Annotated in this window: 19 protein-coding genes; 10 read left to right on the plus strand and 9 right to left on the minus strand. The window is 67.7% G+C overall.

Going from position 1 to position 16,707, the window contains the following annotated elements:
• Window positions 1-82 precede the first annotated feature (82 nt).
• The 4 genes from EZM81_RS04420 to dapD all read right to left on the minus strand — a co-directional run bounded on the left by EZM81_RS04420 (window position 83) and on the right by dapD (window position 2,978).
• Window positions 83-499: a GNAT family N-acetyltransferase gene (locus EZM81_RS04420; protein ID WP_169052306.1), complete on the minus strand. Its 417-nt coding sequence runs from the start codon at window positions 497-499 to the stop codon at window positions 83-85.
• Window positions 499-1,650 carry a succinyl-diaminopimelate desuccinylase gene (gene dapE, locus EZM81_RS04425; RefSeq protein ID WP_136644914.1) on the minus strand — a complete coding sequence of 384 codons (1,152 nt, stop codon included), beginning with the start codon at window positions 1,648-1,650 and terminating at the stop codon, window positions 499-501. The genes EZM81_RS04420 and dapE overlap by 1 nt, the downstream gene beginning before the upstream one ends.
• 165 nt (window positions 1,651-1,815) lie before the next feature.
• Entirely contained in the window at window positions 1,816-2,151 is a 336-nt protein-coding gene (locus EZM81_RS04430) for a hypothetical protein (RefSeq protein WP_135447569.1), read from the minus strand.
• Window positions 2,152-2,153: 2 nt separating this feature from the next.
• Window positions 2,154-2,978: a 2,3,4,5-tetrahydropyridine-2,6-dicarboxylate N-succinyltransferase gene (gene dapD / locus EZM81_RS04435; RefSeq protein WP_136644915.1), complete on the minus strand. Its 825-nt coding sequence runs from the start codon at window positions 2,976-2,978 to the stop codon at window positions 2,154-2,156.
• 80 nt (window positions 2,979-3,058) lie between these two features.
• Here dapD and EZM81_RS04440 point away from each other — a divergent pair, with 80 nt between their 5' ends.
• Window positions 3,059-3,877, plus strand: coding sequence for a TIGR00730 family Rossman fold protein (locus EZM81_RS04440; protein WP_135447564.1), 819 nt, complete (start codon window positions 3,059-3,061; stop codon window positions 3,875-3,877).
• Window positions 3,878-3,964: 87 nt separating this feature from the next.
• Here EZM81_RS04440 and EZM81_RS04445 read toward each other — a convergent pair whose 3' ends face one another.
• Window positions 3,965-4,273, minus strand: a complete 309-nt coding sequence (locus tag EZM81_RS04445; protein WP_135447562.1) for a P-II family nitrogen regulator — start codon at window positions 4,271-4,273, stop codon at window positions 3,965-3,967.
• Between the two features lies 1 nt (window position 4,274).
• Window positions 4,275-5,252: a sodium-dependent bicarbonate transport family permease gene (locus EZM81_RS04450; protein ID WP_136644916.1), complete on the minus strand. Its 978-nt coding sequence runs from the start codon at window positions 5,250-5,252 to the stop codon at window positions 4,275-4,277.
• Between the two features lie 116 nt (window positions 5,253-5,368).
• Here EZM81_RS04450 and mutL point away from each other — a divergent pair, with 116 nt between their 5' ends.
• Genes mutL through EZM81_RS04465 form a run of 3 tightly spaced genes read left to right on the plus strand, consistent with a single transcriptional unit; the run spans window position 5,369 to window position 8,888 of the window.
• Window positions 5,369-7,210, plus strand: coding sequence for a DNA mismatch repair endonuclease MutL (gene mutL / locus EZM81_RS04455; RefSeq protein ID WP_136644917.1), 1,842 nt, complete (start codon window positions 5,369-5,371; stop codon window positions 7,208-7,210).
• A complete protein-coding gene (locus EZM81_RS04460) occupies window positions 7,207-8,367 on the plus strand; it encodes a DNA recombination protein RmuC (RefSeq protein ID WP_136644918.1) in 1,161 nt (386 codons plus the stop codon). The genes mutL and EZM81_RS04460 overlap by 4 nt, the downstream gene beginning before the upstream one ends.
• Entirely contained in the window at window positions 8,364-8,888 is a 525-nt protein-coding gene (locus EZM81_RS04465) for a HutD family protein (protein WP_135447552.1), read from the plus strand. Before EZM81_RS04460 ends, EZM81_RS04465 begins: the two co-directional genes overlap by 4 nt.
• Here EZM81_RS04465 and EZM81_RS04470 read toward each other — a convergent pair.
• Together EZM81_RS04470 and EZM81_RS04475 are read right to left on the minus strand one after the other, a co-directional pair.
• Window positions 8,885-9,529, minus strand: a complete 645-nt coding sequence (locus EZM81_RS04470) for a ChrR family anti-sigma-E factor (protein WP_136644919.1) — start codon at window positions 9,527-9,529, stop codon at window positions 8,885-8,887. The two genes, EZM81_RS04465 and EZM81_RS04470, sit on opposite strands and share 4 nt — an antisense overlap.
• Window positions 9,530-9,542: 13 nt before the next feature.
• Window positions 9,543-10,049 carry a sigma-70 family RNA polymerase sigma factor gene (locus tag EZM81_RS04475; RefSeq protein WP_248298135.1) on the minus strand — a complete coding sequence of 169 codons (507 nt, stop codon included), beginning with the start codon at window positions 10,047-10,049 and terminating at the stop codon, window positions 9,543-9,545.
• A 324-nt stretch (window positions 10,050-10,373) separates the two neighbouring features.
• Between EZM81_RS04475 and EZM81_RS04480 the strand changes: the two genes are divergently transcribed.
• From EZM81_RS04480 to EZM81_RS04500, 5 genes are all read left to right on the plus strand, one after another.
• On the plus strand, window positions 10,374-11,669 hold the full coding sequence (locus tag EZM81_RS04480; RefSeq protein WP_136644921.1) for an NAD(P)/FAD-dependent oxidoreductase: 1,296 nt from the start codon (window positions 10,374-10,376) through the stop codon (window positions 11,667-11,669).
• Window positions 11,669-12,418 (plus strand): DUF1365 domain-containing protein, encoded by a 750-nt coding sequence (locus EZM81_RS04485; protein WP_135447975.1) that lies wholly within the window; start codon window positions 11,669-11,671, stop codon window positions 12,416-12,418. The genes EZM81_RS04480 and EZM81_RS04485 overlap by 1 nt, the downstream gene beginning before the upstream one ends.
• A 127-nt stretch (window positions 12,419-12,545) precedes the next feature.
• Window positions 12,546-13,790: an MFS transporter gene (locus EZM81_RS04490; protein WP_136644922.1), complete on the plus strand. Its 1,245-nt coding sequence runs from the start codon at window positions 12,546-12,548 to the stop codon at window positions 13,788-13,790.
• Window positions 13,787-14,380 (plus strand): DUF3833 domain-containing protein, encoded by a 594-nt coding sequence (locus tag EZM81_RS04495; protein WP_135447543.1) that lies wholly within the window; start codon window positions 13,787-13,789, stop codon window positions 14,378-14,380. The genes EZM81_RS04490 and EZM81_RS04495 overlap by 4 nt, the downstream gene beginning before the upstream one ends.
• The gene (locus EZM81_RS04500; RefSeq protein WP_136644923.1) at window positions 14,377-15,117 is read left to right on the plus strand and encodes an SDR family oxidoreductase; all 741 of its coding nucleotides are present in this window, start codon (window positions 14,377-14,379) and stop codon (window positions 15,115-15,117) included. Before EZM81_RS04495 ends, EZM81_RS04500 begins: the two co-directional genes overlap by 4 nt.
• Before the next feature lie 104 nt (window positions 15,118-15,221).
• Here the strand turns inward: EZM81_RS04500 and EZM81_RS04505 are convergent, their stop codons facing one another.
• Complete coding sequence (locus EZM81_RS04505) at window positions 15,222-16,457, minus strand: RsmB/NOP family class I SAM-dependent RNA methyltransferase (protein WP_136644924.1); 1,236 nt, start codon at window positions 16,455-16,457, stop codon at window positions 15,222-15,224.
• Between the two features lie 63 nt (window positions 16,458-16,520).
• On the opposite strand from EZM81_RS04505, the gene EZM81_RS04510 reads away from it, so the two are divergent.
• Window positions 16,521-16,697: a DUF1674 domain-containing protein gene (locus EZM81_RS04510; RefSeq protein ID WP_135447537.1), complete on the plus strand. Its 177-nt coding sequence runs from the start codon at window positions 16,521-16,523 to the stop codon at window positions 16,695-16,697.
• The last annotated feature ends 10 nt before the right edge of the window (window positions 16,698-16,707 follow it).

The following is a 16,707-nucleotide window of genomic DNA, read 5'->3' on the forward strand; positions in this document are numbered from 1 at the left end:
CAGGCTGGGCTGGCCAGGTCAAGGGCCCCGGGAAAGGAAAGGGGGCCGCACCCGTCAGGGAACGCGCTGCGGCAAGGGCCGGTCAGAGGGCGCGGCGCATGTGGCGGTGCGGAATGCCCGCGTCCAGGAATTCGTCGCCTTCCACGGCAAAGCCCAGCTTCTGGTAGAACCCCGTCGCATGGGATTGCGACCCGAGACAGGCCTCTGTCACCCCCGGCTGGCTGCGCAGCACGTCCAGCGCGGCCCGGATCAGTGCCGCGCCAAGGCCCGTCCCCCGTGCCTCGGGCAGCACGCAGACCCGGCCGATCTTGCCGGCCGCGCCCTTTATCAGAAGCCGCGCGGTCCCGACCGGCCGATCATCCTGAAGGGCGAGCAGGTGGATGGCGCCCTCGTCCAGCCCATCCAGTTCGTCGGCCTCGCTGACGCCCTGCTCCTCGATGAACACCAGCCGCCGCAGGCGCTGGCAGGTGGCGATATCGCGCGTCTTCTCGATGCGGATCATGCGAAATACTCCCGCAGGATGCGGCCATAGATCGCCTTCAGCTGGTGAATCTGCGCGATTGCGACACGTTCGTCCACCTGATGCATCGTCTGTCCCACCAGCCCGAATTCCACCACCGGGCAATGATCCTTGATGAAACGCGCATCGGACGTGCCCCCGCTGGTCGAGGCGACCGGCTTTCGCCCCGTTTCGGCCTGCACGGCGCGCGCCACCAGCGCTGAAAGCTCGCCCGGCGGCGTCAGGAATGCCTCGCCCGAGACCGAGATCTTCAAGCCGATTTCCACGCCCGCAGCCTCGGCCACTGCTGCTGCCTCGGACCGAAGCCAGGACGACAGCGTATCGCCCGAATGCGTGTCGTTGAAGCGGATGTTGACCGTGGCCGTCGCCTGCGCCGGGATCACGTTCGAGGCCGGGTTACCGCAGTCGATCGTGGTGATCGCCAGGGTGGAGGGGTCGAAATGCTGCGTGCCCCGGTCCAGCGGCTCGGCGTCGAGCTTCGCCAAGAGTTTCACCAGCGCCGACAGCGGGTTCTTCGCCCGGTGCGGATAGGCGGAATGGCCCTGCACCCCGGTGACGGTGATCTTCGCCGTCAGACTGCCGCGGCGGCCGATCTTCATCATCTCGCCCATCTCGTGCGGGCAGGTGGGCTCGCCCACCAGGCAATGCGTCATCCGCTCGCCGTTGAAGGCCATCCAGTCCAGAATCGCCAGTGTGCCGTCCCTGCCCTCGCCTTCCTCGTCGCCGGTGATCGCTAGGATCACCGCGCCGTCAGGCGGCGTCTCGCGCACGAAATCCACCGCCGCCGCGACGAAGGCCGCGACGCCCGATTTCATGTCGCAGGCACCGCGACCATACATGAAGCCGTCTTTCACCACGGCCCCGAACGGATCGAACCGCCAGGCCGCCCGGTCGCCGACCGGCACCACATCCGTGTGCCCGTTGAAGCCGAAGGCCCGGTTCGACCCCGCCTTGCCCCAGCGCGCATAAAGGTTGGCGATCCCGCCCCGGTCCACCCGAAAACAGGCAAAACCTGCCGCTTGCAGCACCTCGGCCAGCAGCGTGATGGCGCCGCCTTCTGCCGGGGTGACCGAGGGGCAGCGGATCAGCCGCGCGGTCAGGTCAACGGGGTCAAGCGGTTCGATGGACATGCAGGGGGCTCTTCTGGTGACGGAACCGACTGACTACCCACTCGCAACCGCAACCTCAAGGTGTGCCGTCTGCGCGCCGCTGTTCGTTCGACGGCATCTCTCTGCCGCCACCATGCCCCGCGAGTGGTGGTCGAACACCATCGAGGTGCGGTTCCGGCTGTCCGGTCAATCGAAGAACGGGGTCATCTGCGCCACGATCACCGAATTCTCGTCCAGCGCCCGTTGCATCAGCGCTTGTTCCTCGGCGTCGATCTCTTCGCCGGCCTTCAGCCGGTCTTCCAGCGTGCCATGGCCGGTGACCTCCAGCGGCGCAAGATCCGCCTCCTTGAGGATGGCCACCGTCTCGCGCACCGCCTCGGCCTCGTCGACGCCGCTGGCATAGATCACCAGCCCCGCCCCCGTGGCCTTGTCCGGCAAGCCGTCGCCCGCCTTGCGGCCGACCTCGACCACCAGGGTATATACCTTCTGCGGCCGCTTCGGCCTTTCGGGCGCCTCGGCCATCCTCAATCCCGCAAGAGCTCGTTGATGCTGGTCTTGGCCCGGGTCTGCGCATCGACCTTCTTCACGATCACCGCGCAGTAAAGGTTGACCCCGCCCTTCGACGGCATCGAGCCCGCCACGACCACCGACCCCGCCGGCACCTCGCCGTACATCACCTCGCCGGTCTCGCGGTCCACGATCTTGGTGGATTTGCCGATGAAGACGCCCATCCCCAGGACGCTGCCCTCGCGGACGATGCAGCCCTCCACCACTTCCGAGCGCGCGCCGATGAAGCAGTTGTCCTCGATGATCGTGGGGTTGGCCTGCATCGGCTCCAGCACCCCGCCGATGCCGACGCCGCCGGAAAGATGCACATTCTTGCCGATCTGCGCGCAGCTGCCGACCGTGGCCCAGGTATCGACCATGGTGCCCTCATCGACATAGGCGCCCAGGTTCACGAAGCAGGGCATCAGCACCGCGCCCTTGCCGATGAAGGCCGACCGGCGCACCACGCAGTTCGGTACCGCGCGGAACCCCGCCGCGCGCCATTCCGTATCGCCCCAGCCGGCGAACTTCGAATCCACCTTGTCCCACCAGGATCCCCCCTGCGGCCCGCCCGACTGCTGCGCCATGTCGCGCAGGCGGAAGCCCAGCAGCACCGCCTTCTTCGCCCACTGGTTCACATGCCAGTCATTGCCGCGCTTTTCCGCAACCCGCAGCGCCCCCGCATCCAGCGCGGCCAGCGTCGCCTCGATGGCGTTGCGCATCTCGCCCTTCGTGGCCGGGGTAATCGTGTCCCGCGCCTCCCAGGCGGCTTCGATGGCGGCTTCCAGCGCGGCATGGGTCATGCGGAATTTCCTTTTCGGTTGGTCATGAGACTGCCGACCCTATAAGCCTTGGGGCAGTTTCACGCAATCCGAGCCAGTTGATGACCGAAGACCACCGCAGTCACACGTTCCGCGACAGCATTGAGGACGCCGCCGCCGTCCGTCGTATCCCCGACACGCCCCAGACCCGGGCGCCGGCCTATCGGCTGGCCTTTGTGGACCGCGACTTCATGCTGCGCGACGAACTCCGCCCCGTGCGGCTGCAGCTGGAACTGCTGAAGCCGCAGATGATCATGGACGAACGCGGCATCGAATCGACCGTGGTCATGTTCGGCGGCGCGCGCATTCCCGCGCCGGAACACCGCGATACCGCAGCGACCCGGACGCTGGCGGACCTGTCGCACTACTACGACGAGGCCCGCCGCTTTGCCCGGCTGATCACGGAACGCAGCGTGGCAAGCTACGGGAAGGAATGGGTCATCGCCACCGGCGGCGGCCCCGGCGTGATGGAGGCCGGCAACCGCGGCGCGGACGAGGCCGGGGGCCAGTCGATCGGCCTGAACATCGTGCTTCCGCACGAACAGGCCCCGAACGCCTATGTCACACCTGATCTGTCGTTCAACTTCCACTACTTCGCCATCCGCAAGATGCATTTCCTGATGCGTGCGCGGGCGATCGTGGTCTTTCCGGGCGGTTTCGGGACGATGGATGAACTGTTCGAAAGCCTGACCCTGATCCAGACCCGGCGCATGAAGCGTGTCCCCTTCATCCTGTTCGGCCGCGACTGGTGGGAAAAGGTGGTGAACTGGCACCACCTGTCCGAGGCGGGGGTCATCAGCCCCGAGGACCTGTCGCTTTTCGCCATGGTCGAGACCGCGGAAGAGGCGATCTCGCTGATCGATGGGTGGCAGCACGTCTAGTGCGGCCATCGGGCGCGCGATCACGCGGGAAGGGGCAGCGCGACGGCGGCGGAACCGGCTGCCGCAGGCCACCGCGGAAGGCCGGGGTCAGAACCTTTCGGCGCGCAGAACCTCGGCGTCCGTGACCCCGATCACGCCGATGTGCCGGTCGACCACGCCGAAGGCGGCCTCCAGCAGGATGTCCAGCCGCTCGGGCCGGATCAGGCAGACGACGGCCACCATCCCGCTGCGGCCGACCTGGCCCTCGCGCGTCCAGCGCCCCGACCGGCCCGAACCGCCCAGCACCGGCAGCACCGTGAATCCGGTGACCCCCGCCTTTTCCAAAGCCGAGGTCAGCCGCCCCTCCATCGGTGCCTCGATGATGATCTCGACCCGCTTTGCCTTGTGCGTCTGCATGTCACCCCCCCACAGCCTGCGCCACGGCCACCCAGGCCGGAATCCCGATCACGAGGTTGAACGGAAATGTCACCCCCAGCGAAAGCGTCAGATAGATCGATGGCTTGGCATCCGGCAGCGCCACCCGCATCGCCGCCGGCACCGCGATATAGCTGGCCGAACCGGCCAGAACCATCATCAGCGCGACGCCGCCCTGGGACAGCCCCAGCAGCAGCCCTGCCGCCAGTCCGAACCCGGCGCCGACCACCGGCATCACCATGCCGAAGGCCAGCACGCCACCGGTCAGAACCCCCCTTGCGCTGCGCATCCCCCGGCCCGCCACCAGCCCCATGTCGAGGAGAAACAGGCACAGCACCCCCTGGAAGGGCGCGACGATGAAGGCCTCGATCCGCGCCATGCCGGGCTCGCCGGTCACCAGACCAATCAGGAAGGATCCGACCAGAAGGACGATCGACCCGTTCAGCAGGATCTCGCGCCAGAGGTCGGCATCCATCTTCTCGGCCCGCCCTCCCGACCGGCTGGCAAGAAAGAGGGCCGAGATGATCGCCGGCGCCTCCATCGCCGCAGCGACCGCGACCATGTAGCCTTCGGCGGTCAGGCCCGCACCTTGCACCACTGACGCGGCCGTGACGAAGGTGACGATCGAGATCGACCCGTAATGCGCGGCAACCGCGGCGGCATCCGTGGCCGAAAGCCGGGTCATCACCTTCAACAACGCGAAGGCCGCGAAGGGAATGACGAAGGACAGCACGCTGCCGGCGACCAGCGCCGCAAGCAGCCGTCCGTCCAGCCCGTGATCCGCCACCGAGACCCCGCCCTTGAAGCCGATCGAGAACAGCAGGTAGATCGACATCCCCTTGGCCACCGCCTCGGGGATGGTCAGCTCGCTGCGCGCCAGGGCCGCGAAAAGCCCCAGCGCAAAGCACAGGATCATCGGTGTCAGAAGGTTGGCGCTTCCCAGCGCCAGCATGTCCTGCATCGGTCGTCCCCCGTTTTTGCCCGGTATGACGCAAGCCCGCAAAAGCGCAAGACCTGCCATCCGGGAATCCGGTTTCGTTCTTCCCCGACTCGGGTCCGCCTGCTACAGATGGGGGCATGACGCTTCACACCCCCAAGATAACGGGCGCTTCCGGTCGTCCGCTGATCCGGCAACTGGACGAGGCAGCAATCAACCGCATCGCGGCGGGCGAGGTGGTGGAACGCCCCGCCTCGGCCGTGAAGGAACTGGTGGAAAACGCGCTGGACGCAGGCGCCAGCCGCATCCAGGTGGACATAGCGGACGGCGGCAAGACGCTGATCCGGGTCACGGACGACGGCTGCGGCATGACGGCGGATGACCTGCCGCTGGCGCTGTCGCGTCATGCGACCTCGAAGATCGACGGATCGGACCTGCTGGACATCCGCAGCTTCGGCTTCCGGGGCGAGGCGCTGCCCAGCCTGGGCGCGGTGGGTCGGCTGACCATCACCTCCCGCGCCGAGGGCCACCCCGCAGCACAGATCGCCTGCGAGGGTAGCCGCCTGTCGCCTGTCCGCCCAGCCGCGCTGTCCCGCGGCACGGTGGTCGAACTGCGCGACCTGTTCTTCGCCACCCCGGCGCGGCTGAAGTTCCTGCGCTCCGACCGGGCCGAGATGCAGGCGGTGGCCGAGGTCGTCCGCCGCCTGGCCATGGCCGAACCCCAGGTGGGCTTCACGCTGCGCGACGTGACCGGGGGCGAGGCGAGGACCCTGTTCCGCGCCGATCCGCAATCGGGCGATCTGTTCGACGCGCTGGAAGGCCGGCTTGCCGGGATCCTCGGGCGCGAATTCACGGAAAACGCCCTGCGCATCGACGCGGAGCGCGAGGGGCTGCGCCTGCGGGGCTTTGCCGCGCTGCCGACCTATTCGCGCGGCTCCTCGGCGCAGCAATACCTGTTCGTGAACGGCCGCCCGGTGCTGGACCGGATGCTGTTCGGGGCGCTGCGGGCCGCCTATTTCGACGTGTTGTCGCGCGACCGGCACCCGGCGGCGGTGCTGAACCTGATCGCCGACCCGCAGCGCGTGGACGTGAACGTCCACCCCGCCAAGGCCGAGGTCCGCTTCCGCGAACCCGACGCCGCGCGCAGCCTGATCATCACCGCGCTGAAATCGGCGCTGGCTGGGGCAGGCCACCGCGCCTCCTCCACAGTGGGCGCGGCCACGCTGGCCGCCTTCCGCCCCGAGCCGCGCGTCTGGCAGATGGACCGGCCCGGCCAGCCGGCCATTGCCCGCGCCTTCGCCTTCCAGTCCCCCGACGGATTTGCCGAGGCACCCCAGGCCACCGCCTTGGTACCCGCTCTTCGCGAGGCAGAACCGCAGGCGCAGGACGTGGCGCCAGAGGCCCACCCCCTTGGCACCGCCCGCGCCCAGCTGCACGAAAACTACATCGTCGCCCAGACGGCGGCCGGCATCGTCATCGTCGATCAGCATGCCGCCCACGAACGGCTGGTCTATGAACGGCTGAAGCGCCAGCTGGCCGAAACCGGGATCCGCAGCCAGCCGCTGCTGATCCCCGAGATCGTCGAGCTTTCGCCCACCGATGCCGCCCGCCTTCTGGACGCCGCACCGGCGCTGGCCGAGGTCGGGCTTGTGATCGAACCCTTCGGTGGTGCGGCAGTGGCGATCCGCGAAACCCCGGCGATCCTTGGCCAGGTGAACGGCACGGCGCTGGTCCGCGACATCCTGGACGAACTCGCCGATCAGGGCGACAGCGGGCTGGTCCGGGCCAGGATCGACGCGATCCTCAGCCGGATGGCCTGCCATGGCTCGGTCCGTTCCGGCCGGCAGATGCGGCTTGAGGAGATGAACGCCCTTCTGCGCGAGATGGAGGCGACGCCGCTTTCGGGCCAGTGCAACCACGGCCGGCCGACCCATGTGGAACTGTCGCTGGCCGACATCGAACGGCTGTTCGGCCGCCGATGATCACGCTGTTCGGCCAGAGCTATCAATGGAACGACCCCGAGGTGCTGATCCTCGGGGGGCTTGCCGCGCTGCTGCTCGGTCTTCTCGTCCTGATCCTGCGCGCGACGGCCCGGGCCTCGTCGGCCACCGAACCGCTGCTGCGCGAGATCTCCTGGCTGGCCGCGCGGGTGCAAAGCCTGGGAGACGGGCAGGAACGGCTGGCGGGCGGGCTACACCATGTCTCGGAGGCGCAGGCCGTCAGCCAGAGCGCGATGCTTCAGGTCATGGAACAGCGGCTGGCCGAGGTGCAGCGCCAGATGACCGAGGCGCTGCACGGCACCTCGACCCGCACCGCCCGCAGCCTGGGCGAATTGCAGCAACGGTTGGAGACCATCGACAAGGCGCAGGCGAACATCGAGAAGCTGTCGGGCAACGTCCTGAGCTTGCAGGACATCCTGTCGAACAAGCAGACCCGCGGCGCCTTCGGGGAAATCCAGCTGCACGACATCGTGCAGAAGGCCCTGCCGAAGGACGCCTACACGATGCAGGCGACGCTTTCCAACGGCCGCCGCGCCGACTGCCTGATCCACCTGCCGAACCCGCCCGGCCCCATCGTGATCGACGCCAAGTTCCCGCTGGAAGCCTACGAGGCGCTGCGCCGTGCCGACACGCCTCGCATGGCGCAAGAGGCCCAGCAGCTGATGCGCCAGGCCGTCCGCGCCCATATCCGCGCCATCGCCGAGAAATACATCCTGGAGGGCGAAACCGCCGACGGGGCGCTGATGTTCCTGCCCTCGGAAGCCGTCTATGCCGAGCTTCACGCCAATTTCGCCGACCTGGTGCGCGAAGGCTTTGCGGCAAAGGTCTGGATCGTCTCGCCCACCACCTGCATGGCGACGCTGAACACGATGCGGGCGGTGCTGAAGGACGCACGGATGCGCGAACAGGCTGGCGCGATCCGGCGGGAATTGTCGCTCCTCTACGCCGATGTCGAACGGCTGGGCGCGCGGGTGGAAAACCTCGACCGCCATTTCGGCCAGGCGGCGAAGGACATCGAGGAAATCAAGATCTCCTCCGACAAGGCCACGAAACGCGCGCGACGGCTGGACAATTTCGACTTCGAGGAACTGGCCCCGGACATCCCCGCCCGGGTGGCCGGCCCGAGGGCGGCGGAATGATCCACCTGCGCCCCACCGACTATGTCCGCCAGCCCTGGAAGAACGGGCGGGGCACGACCGTCGAACTTTGGCGGCTGGAACGCGACGGTCAGCTTCTGGTGCGGCTGTCGCGTGCAGCGGTGGTCGAGGACGGGCCTTTCTCGGTCTTTCCGGGCATCGAACGGAATCTGACCGTACTTTCGGGCCCCGGCTTCCGGCTGAAGGGTGGGGGGCTTGATTTCCGCTGCGAGCCGCTGGTGCCGGTGGCGTTCCCGGGCGACGTGCCCTTGCAGGCGACCGAAACCATGGGCCAGCAGTCCGACGATTTCAACGTCATGACCTTGCGCCTTCTGCCCAGGCCCGAGGTTCTGCCCGCACAGAACGATCTTCTGCCTGCGGGCGGGCTGCTGGCGCTTTATGCTCTTGGCCCGGTCCGGGTGAATGGCGAAGCGATTGCCCGCGATGACCTTGTCCTAACCGACGGCGCGGCGCGGTTGCAGGGTGATTGGCCGGTCATCGCGGTCCGCCTGACCGGCATCTAAATGCGAAACAACGGCTGAGCCAGGCGCGGAACCAGCCCGCGGAACCGCAACGGCGCATCGGTCGCAGCCAGGCAGATGCAATCCTCACCGGCCAGAGCGACCGGAGTGTGTTCCACCTCTTCGTCGGCGATCTCTATGTCGCCACGGTCGAAGCGGTCGTTCTCGTCGGCGAATGCGCCCTGCAGGACCAGCGTCAGTTCCATACCCCTGTGGCCGTGGTCCGGCACGGCGACCCCGGCGGGGATGTAAAGCAGCCGGGCGGTCGCGCTTCGCCCTGTAGGCAGGATCGCCTGTTTCACCCCGCCGCCGATCCGCCGCCACCGCACCGCCGAAAGATCGCCGCCTACATAATCCGCCAGGGGGGCCGGGAAGATTCCGGCCGTCTTCAGCGGCTCGGTGCGTGTCGCCTGCGGCAGGCCGTCGATCCGCGCCAGTGCCGCCTCCAGCGCGGCCTCGCCCATGGCGATCTCATCGATTTCCTCGATCAGCGCGCCGCCGACCGCGTCGAACGAGGCAAGCCTCGCCCTGCATTCGTCGCACATCGAGACATGGGTGGCGACGACCAGGTTGAAGGCCTCGGGCAGTTGCCCGGCCGAATAGGCCATGAGCAGCTGGTCCGAGAGATGGTGGCGTATCTTCATTCGCTTCGGTCCTTCACGTCATCTGCTGGCGCAACTTTTCCAGCGCCAGCCGGATGCGCGATTTGATCGTGCCCAGGGGCAGCCCCGTCTCGGCGGCGATCTCGCTGTGCGAAAGCTCGCCGAAGAAGGCGCGTTCGATCAGCGCGCGCTGTTTTTCGGGCAGTGCCGCAAGCGCGCGACCCAGCCGTTCCGTCTCTTGCTGGGCTTCCATCACCTCGGCCTGGTCAGGCTCGGGCTCCGGTCCCCAGTCCAGTTCCTCCGGCTCGGCGCGGCGATCCTTGCGCAGCGCGTCGATCCGCTTGTTCCGCGCGATGGTGAAGACCCAGGTCGCCACCGACGCCCGCGCGGGGTCGAAAAGATGCGCCTTCTGCCACAGCACCGCCATGACATCCTGCGCGCATTCCTCGGCAAGCGCCGCACCGGCGCCCGACTTCATCAGGAACGCCTTCACCTTGGGGGCGAAGTGCCGAAACAGCGCCGCAAAGGCCGCCCGGTCCTGACAGTCGCGCACCCGAAGCATCAGGCCCGCCCAATCCGTTCCATCCTCTGCCTGCGCCAAGACCCTTTCCTTCCTGCGGGGCAATCCCTGCCCGCCAGCCGCCCCCGAAGGCTGCGGCTGACCGGCTTGCTCCGTCATAACGGGTCTTGAAGCGTCAAGCATCATGGTTCTCTTACGCACCACGCTGCCGGACGGATCACTTGTCAGGCCGATCTGGAGCGCGGCCGAAATCTGTCAAGGGTTTCATGTCAACTCTGTTTGACAATCTGCTTTCCGCGCTGTCAGGGTGATCCGACAGGGGGCCTGCCGCGTAAGCCAACAAAACCACTGAAGGAAGTCCCCTGAATGCCGTTCGAGACCCTGGGCCAGGCCCCCCGCCGCATCGCTGTCATCGGGGGGGGCATTGCGGGGATGGCTGCTGCACACATGCTGGCCGATACCCATTCCGTCGTGCTTTACGAAGCCGAACCCCGCCTTGGCGGCCATGCGCGAACGGTGATTGCGGGCAAACGCAGGGATCAGCCAGTGGATACCGGCTTCATCGTGTTCAACAAGGTGAACTATCCCCACCTGGTGCGGCTGTTCCAGCAGCTGAGCGTGCCCGTCACTGAAAGCAACATGTCCTTCGGTGCCTCGTTCAGAGGAGGGCGGCTGGAATACGGTCTTGCATCGCTTGACACGATCTTTGCGCAGCGCCGGAACGCCTTCGACCCGCGTTTCCTGCGCATGCTGGCCGACATCCTGCATTTCAACCGCAACGCCGAAGCGGTCGCCAGCGATCCCACCATGACCATAGGGGAACTGCTTGGGCGCCTCGGCACCGGGGCCTGGTTCCGCGACCACTACATCACCCCCTTTTCGGGCGCGATCTGGTCCACCCCGACCTCGGGCATCCTGAACTTCCCGGCGCAGGCGCTGGTGCGGTTCTTCCGCAATCATGCGCTGATGGACTATACCGGGCAGCACCAGTGGTATACGGTCAGGGGTGGGTCGATCGAATATGTCCGCCGCCTGCAGGCCGCCATGACTGCCCAGGGCGTTGACATCCGCACCGGCGCGCCCGTTGCCGGTATCCGGCGCGAGGCGGGATCGGTCCTTGTCCGCGCGTCGGGGGCCGATTGGGAGCTGTTCGATGACGTGGTGCTTGCCTGCCATTCCGACCAGGCCCTGCGGCTTCTGTCCGACGCCACCCCGCACGAGACGCAGGCACTGGCCGCGATCCGCTATCAGCCGAACGAGGCGGTGCTGCATTCCGACCCGTCGCTGATGCCGAAATCGCAAAAGGTCTGGGCTTCCTGGTCGTATGTCGAACCCGCGACCGGGCCCGGCGACCGCATCGACCTGACCTACTGGATGAACTCTCTGCAACCGATCCCGCAGGATGATCCGCTGTTCGTGACGCTGAACACCGCCCGGCCGATCCGGGATGATCTGATCCACGATGTAACCACCTTCCATCACCCGGTGTTCGACGTGGCCGCCTTCGCCGCGCAGGAACGGATCCGGGTGATGAACGGCGCGCGCAACACCTGGTTCTGTGGTGCGTGGATGCGTAACGGCTTTCACGAGGATGGCTTTGCCTCGGCTGTCGATGTCGTCAACGCGATGGCCGAACGCCACAGCCTGAGGTTGGCGGCATGATGCGGGTGCAGCGGATCCGGGCGGAAACCTTCCACGGCCGCAAGGGCCCGGTGAAGAACGCCTTCCGCTATTCGGTGGACTACCTCCTGCTCGACCCTGAAAGGTACGAAGGGCCGGCGTTGTTTTCCCGTAACCGCGGCAACCTGATGTCGCTTCATGATGCCGACCACGGCGGCGCACCGGGCGAGGGGCGCGGAGTCGCCTGGGCGCGCGAGGTGCTGGCCGGGCACGGCCTTGCCCACGACCGCGTCCTCCTCCTCGCGCAGCCGCGCCTCTTGGGCCACGTGTTCAACCCGGTTTCCTTCTGGCTGGCATACGATCACCTCGGCCACCTGCGCGCGGTGATTGCCGAGGTAACGAACACCTACGGCGACCGTCATTCCTACCTCTGCCACCGCGAGGACCGCGCCCCCATCACCCGTGAGGACACGATCCTTGCGCGGAAGATCTTTCACGTCTCGCCCTTCCAGCCCGTGGCCGGAACCTATTCCTTCCGTTTCGATATCCGGCCGGATCGGATCGGAATCTGGATCGACTATACCGCCCCTGACGGCGGTGGCTTGTTCACAAACCTGGTCGGCCCCCGCCTGCCGCTGACCACCGCAGGCATCCTGGCTTCTGCGCTGCGTCGTCCCTTTGGTTCGCGCCGGGTGCTTGCGCTGATCCATTGGCAGGCGCTGAAGCTCTGGTGGAAGAAGGTCCACTTCAACCATCGCCCCGCGCCCCCCACCGAAGACGTGTCACGATGATCGGGCAGCCCCGCCCCGACCCCAGAGCCGGCGCAGCCCCCGCATGCCGACAGGGACGCAAGAGATCCCGGGTCAAGCCCGGCGCGGGATTGCGCGAGATGGCTGACCCCTGCGCGAATGCCTCGCGATGACAGACCGCCTTCCCGCGTGGTCGCTGTTCGCGGCGCTGATCGCCATGGCAGGCCTGCCGATCTACATTCACGCGCCGAAATACTATGTCGACAGCTACGGTGTTTCGCTGGCATCGCTCGGGTTCACACTCGCCGCGTTGCGCCTGATCGACGTCGTGCAGGATCCTGCCCTTGGCTGGCTGGCGCAGGCCACCCGGCCCCGTCGCCGTGCAGGCGTGGCACTTGCCACAGCCGTCATGGCCGCCGGGATAATCGCCCTTTTCGCCGTTCCCCCGCCCATCGCGCCGCTCATCTGGTTCGCCCTGTGCCTGACCGCACTGTTCAGCGCCTTTTCCTTCCTGACGATCTGCTTCTACGCCGAAGGCGTGGCAAAGGCCGAAACGCTTGGCCCGCAAGGCCATGTCCGTCTTGCCGCATGGCGCGAGGGCGGCTCGCTTCTGGGTGTCTGTCTTGCTGCGGTGGCCCCCGTGGCCCTGATGCCGCTGACCGGCGCCCCCTTTACCCTTTTCGCCATCCTTTTCGCCATCCTGGCCCTTGTCGCAACCCTTGCCATGCGCCCCGAATGGCAGGGGGCGCCACCTGCGCCCACGCCCGGCCCGTTCGCGCTTTTCCGGCCAGTGCTTGCCGACCCCCTTGCACGCCGTCTGCTGCTGGTCGCGCTTCTGAACGCCTCGCCCGTCGCCGTTACCTCCACTCTGTTCCTGTTCTTCGTCGAAAGCCGCCTTGTCCTGCCCGGCTGGGAAGGCCCGCTGCTTCTGCTCTTCTTTCTCGCGGCCGCCCTGTCCACCCCGGCATGGAGCCTGCTTGCCCGCCGCCATTCCACCCGGCCAGTCCTCCTTTCCGCCATGGCGCTGGCCGTGCTTTCCTTCCTCTGGGCCATCGCCCTCGGCCCCGGTGACCTGATCCCCTTCGCGCTGATCTGTGCCGCGTCTGGCGCGGCGCTCGGCGCCGACCTGACGCTTCTGCCTGCGATCTTCGCCCAACGCCTTGCCCGCACCGGCAGGCCCGCAGCCGCTGCCTTCGGCCTGTGGTCCTTCGTTTCGAAACTGTCCCTTGCCCTGGCTGCCCTGACGATCCTGCCCGCGCTCGACGCCGCCGGCTTTCGCCCCGGAACCGACAATCCGCCCCAGGCGATCTGGACACTGACACTGATCTACGCAGGCCTGCCTTGCGTATTGAAGATGACAGCCATCGCGCTGCTCGCCCTTACACCCCTGCCGCCCACCAAGGACGCCCCGTGACCGAGATCTTTGCCGCCCTGCTCGGAGCCCTGATCGTCATCCTCGTGATCGGGATCCGCAGCCGCTATGCCAGCTTCCACGCGCAGTCGCCGTCGGACTATGCCGGTCTTGGGCCCCGCTTCGACCTGCGCCAGCACCTTTCGGGCCCGATACAGTGCGAAGGCGTGATCTTCGGCCCCTCCGGCCGCGTAGCCTCGCGCTTTGTTGCGGACATGGAAGGGACATGGCAGGGCAACACTGGCACATTGTCCGAGGTTTTCCGCTATGACAGCGGCACCATCCAGCGCCGGGCCTGGACCCTGGCGCTGGGCAATTCCGGCGAGATCACCGCAACCGCCGCCGATGTGGTGGGCCTTGGCCGTGGCCGGGCCGAGGGGCCGGGCGTCATGCTGCGCTACCGCATCCGCCTCACGCCCGAGGCGGGCGGACATGTGCTGGACGTGACCGACTGGATGTACCTGATGGAGAACGGCACCATCATCAACCGTTCGCAGTTTCGCAAGTTCGGGATCAAGGTGGCCGAGCTGGTCGCCACCATGCGCCGTGTGCCCGCAGCCAGCCAGCGTGTCGACCTGGCCGCAGCGGAATGAGATCCTTCCTTGGGAAACGCTACTGGCTGGTGGGGGCCTCGGAAGGGCTGGGCCTTGCGCTGGCCCGGAAGCTTTCCGCCGCCGGGGCAGATCTGATCCTGTCGGCCCGCAATGCCGAGGCGCTGGCAGAAGCCGTGGCCAGCTTGCCGGGCAAGGCGACCGCGCTGCCGGTCGATGTTGGATCTTCGGCCAGCGTGACTGCCGCCGCCGCGCAGTTGGGCGCCGTGGATGGCATGGTCTTCCTGGCTGGGGTCTACTGGCCGATGCGCGCACAGGACTGGGACGCCACGGCCGCCGAGGCGATGGCCGACATCAATTTCACTGGCTGCGTCCGTGCCGTCGGGGCGGTTCTGCCGGGAATGGTGGCGAAGGGTCGCGGCCATATCGTCATCACAGGGTCGCTTTCGGGTTTTCGCGGCCTGCCCGGCGCCATTGGCTACGCCGCGTCAAAGGCCGGGACAATGGTCCTGGCGGAATCGCTTTATGCCGATCTGCGCAAGACCGGCGTCAAGGTGCAGCTGGCGAACCCCGGCTTCATCCGCACCCGGCTGACGGCAAAGAACGACTTCGCCATGCCCTTCATCATGGAACCCGACGAGGCGGCCGAAATCATGTTCCGCCACATGCAATCGGACCGTTTCAAGGTCAGTTTCCCCACGCTGTTCAGCTGGGTCTTCCGCGGCGGCCAGTTCCTGCCCGACTGGCTTTACTATCGCATGTTCCCGCCGAAAGGCTGAACCGGGCAGCTCTCCCGGATCAGTCCCACCTCTCTGCAAGAATATCCAAGGGCCCCGGGGTGTGCCCCCCCGGTGCCTGCCCCGGGCGGTCGCGTTGCGGGGGCTTAGCCCCGGCGCAACCGCGCCATGAAGAATCCGTCCATCCCGCCGCGCTCGGCCCAGTAATCGGGCCGCAGGCGCAGGCCGCCCTCTGCTGTCCACCACCGGGTTTCGACCCCGGAAAGCTCCACGCGTTCCACCGCCAGCTCCGGGTGCCGTGCCAGGGCCGCGGAAAGCTGTCGCTCGCCCTCCTCCGGCAGAAGCGAGCAGGTGGCGAAGACCAGCCGGCCGCCAGGCTTCAGCCAGCCCAGCGCCCGGTCCAGAAGCTGCGCCTGCAAGGCCACCAGTCCCGCCACCTCTGACCCGTCCTTGACGAAGGGCAGGTCGGGGTGCCGCCGGATCGTGCCCGTCGCCGAACAGGGTGCATCCAGCAGGATCGCGTCGAATATCCCATCCGGCTGCCAGTGCAGCGCATCGGCCACAACCACGCGTGCCGAAAGCCCGGTCCGCGCCAGGTTCGCCCGCAGCCTGGCCATGCGCGGCTCGGAAATGTCCAGCGCCGTCACCTCGGCCCCTGCCGCCGCCAGTTGCAGCGTCTTTCCCCCGGGTGCGGCGCAAAGATCCAGCACCCGCTCGCCGGGGCGTGCCGCCAGCAGCCGGGCAGGAAGGGCGGCGGCGGCATCCTGTACCCACCAGCCGCCGGCTGCATAGCCCGGCAGGGCCGAAACCTGTCCGGCCGAGGTCAGCCGCAGGCTGCCGGTCGGCAGAACCTCGCCCGCGGGCGCGGGGAAGCCGGGCCGCAGCGTCAGATCCAGCGGGGGTTCCCCGGCCTGCACCGCCTCGATCGCACCTACCGCCTCACGACCCCAGGCATGGACCAGGGGCTGGCGCAGCCAGCGCGGCAGTCGCTGCGGCGGCAGGCCGTCGAACATCCCGTCCTCGGGCAGGGCGCGCAGCACGGCATTCACCAGCCCGGCAAGGTGCCGGGTCCGCCTGCCCTTGCGCACGATCTCGACCGCCGAGTTGACCACGCCATGCGCCGGCGCGCCCATCGCGCGTTCTACCACTGCCAGCCGCAGGACGTTGCGCACCGGCAGGGGAGGCGACTTGCGCAGATGCCGGTCCAGCACGCGGTCGGCAGGCTCCAGGTGGCGCAGCACTGTTTCTGCCAGCCGCAGCGCCCGGGCCCGGTCGGAGGGCATCAGGTCGACGCCGGCGAACTCTGCCAGCATCCGGCCCTCGCCAAGGACGCCGCCCAGGATGTCCACCGCTGCCGCCCGTGCCGCCACGCCTTCGGCCATGATCCGCCCCTTGCTGCCTAAGGCTTGCGCCGTATATCAACGCGCAGGACAAGGAAACCCGCCATGGCCGAACCCGAAGTGCTTCCCCCCGCCGCCCGCCGCGCCCTTGCCGAGGCGGAAGAGCGCCGCAAGGCGGCCGAAGCCAGAGCGCCCCTCCCCCCGGAGTTCGGTGGACGCGACGGGCCAGAGCCCGTGCGCTATGGCGACTGGGAAAGAAAGGGCCTCGCCATCGACTTCTGACCCGACGGAC

Origin of the sequence: Tabrizicola sp. YIM 78059, from assembly GCF_004959785.1 — a bacterium.
Classification (GTDB): Bacteria; Pseudomonadota; Alphaproteobacteria; order Rhodobacterales; family Rhodobacteraceae; genus Tabrizicola; species Tabrizicola caldifontis.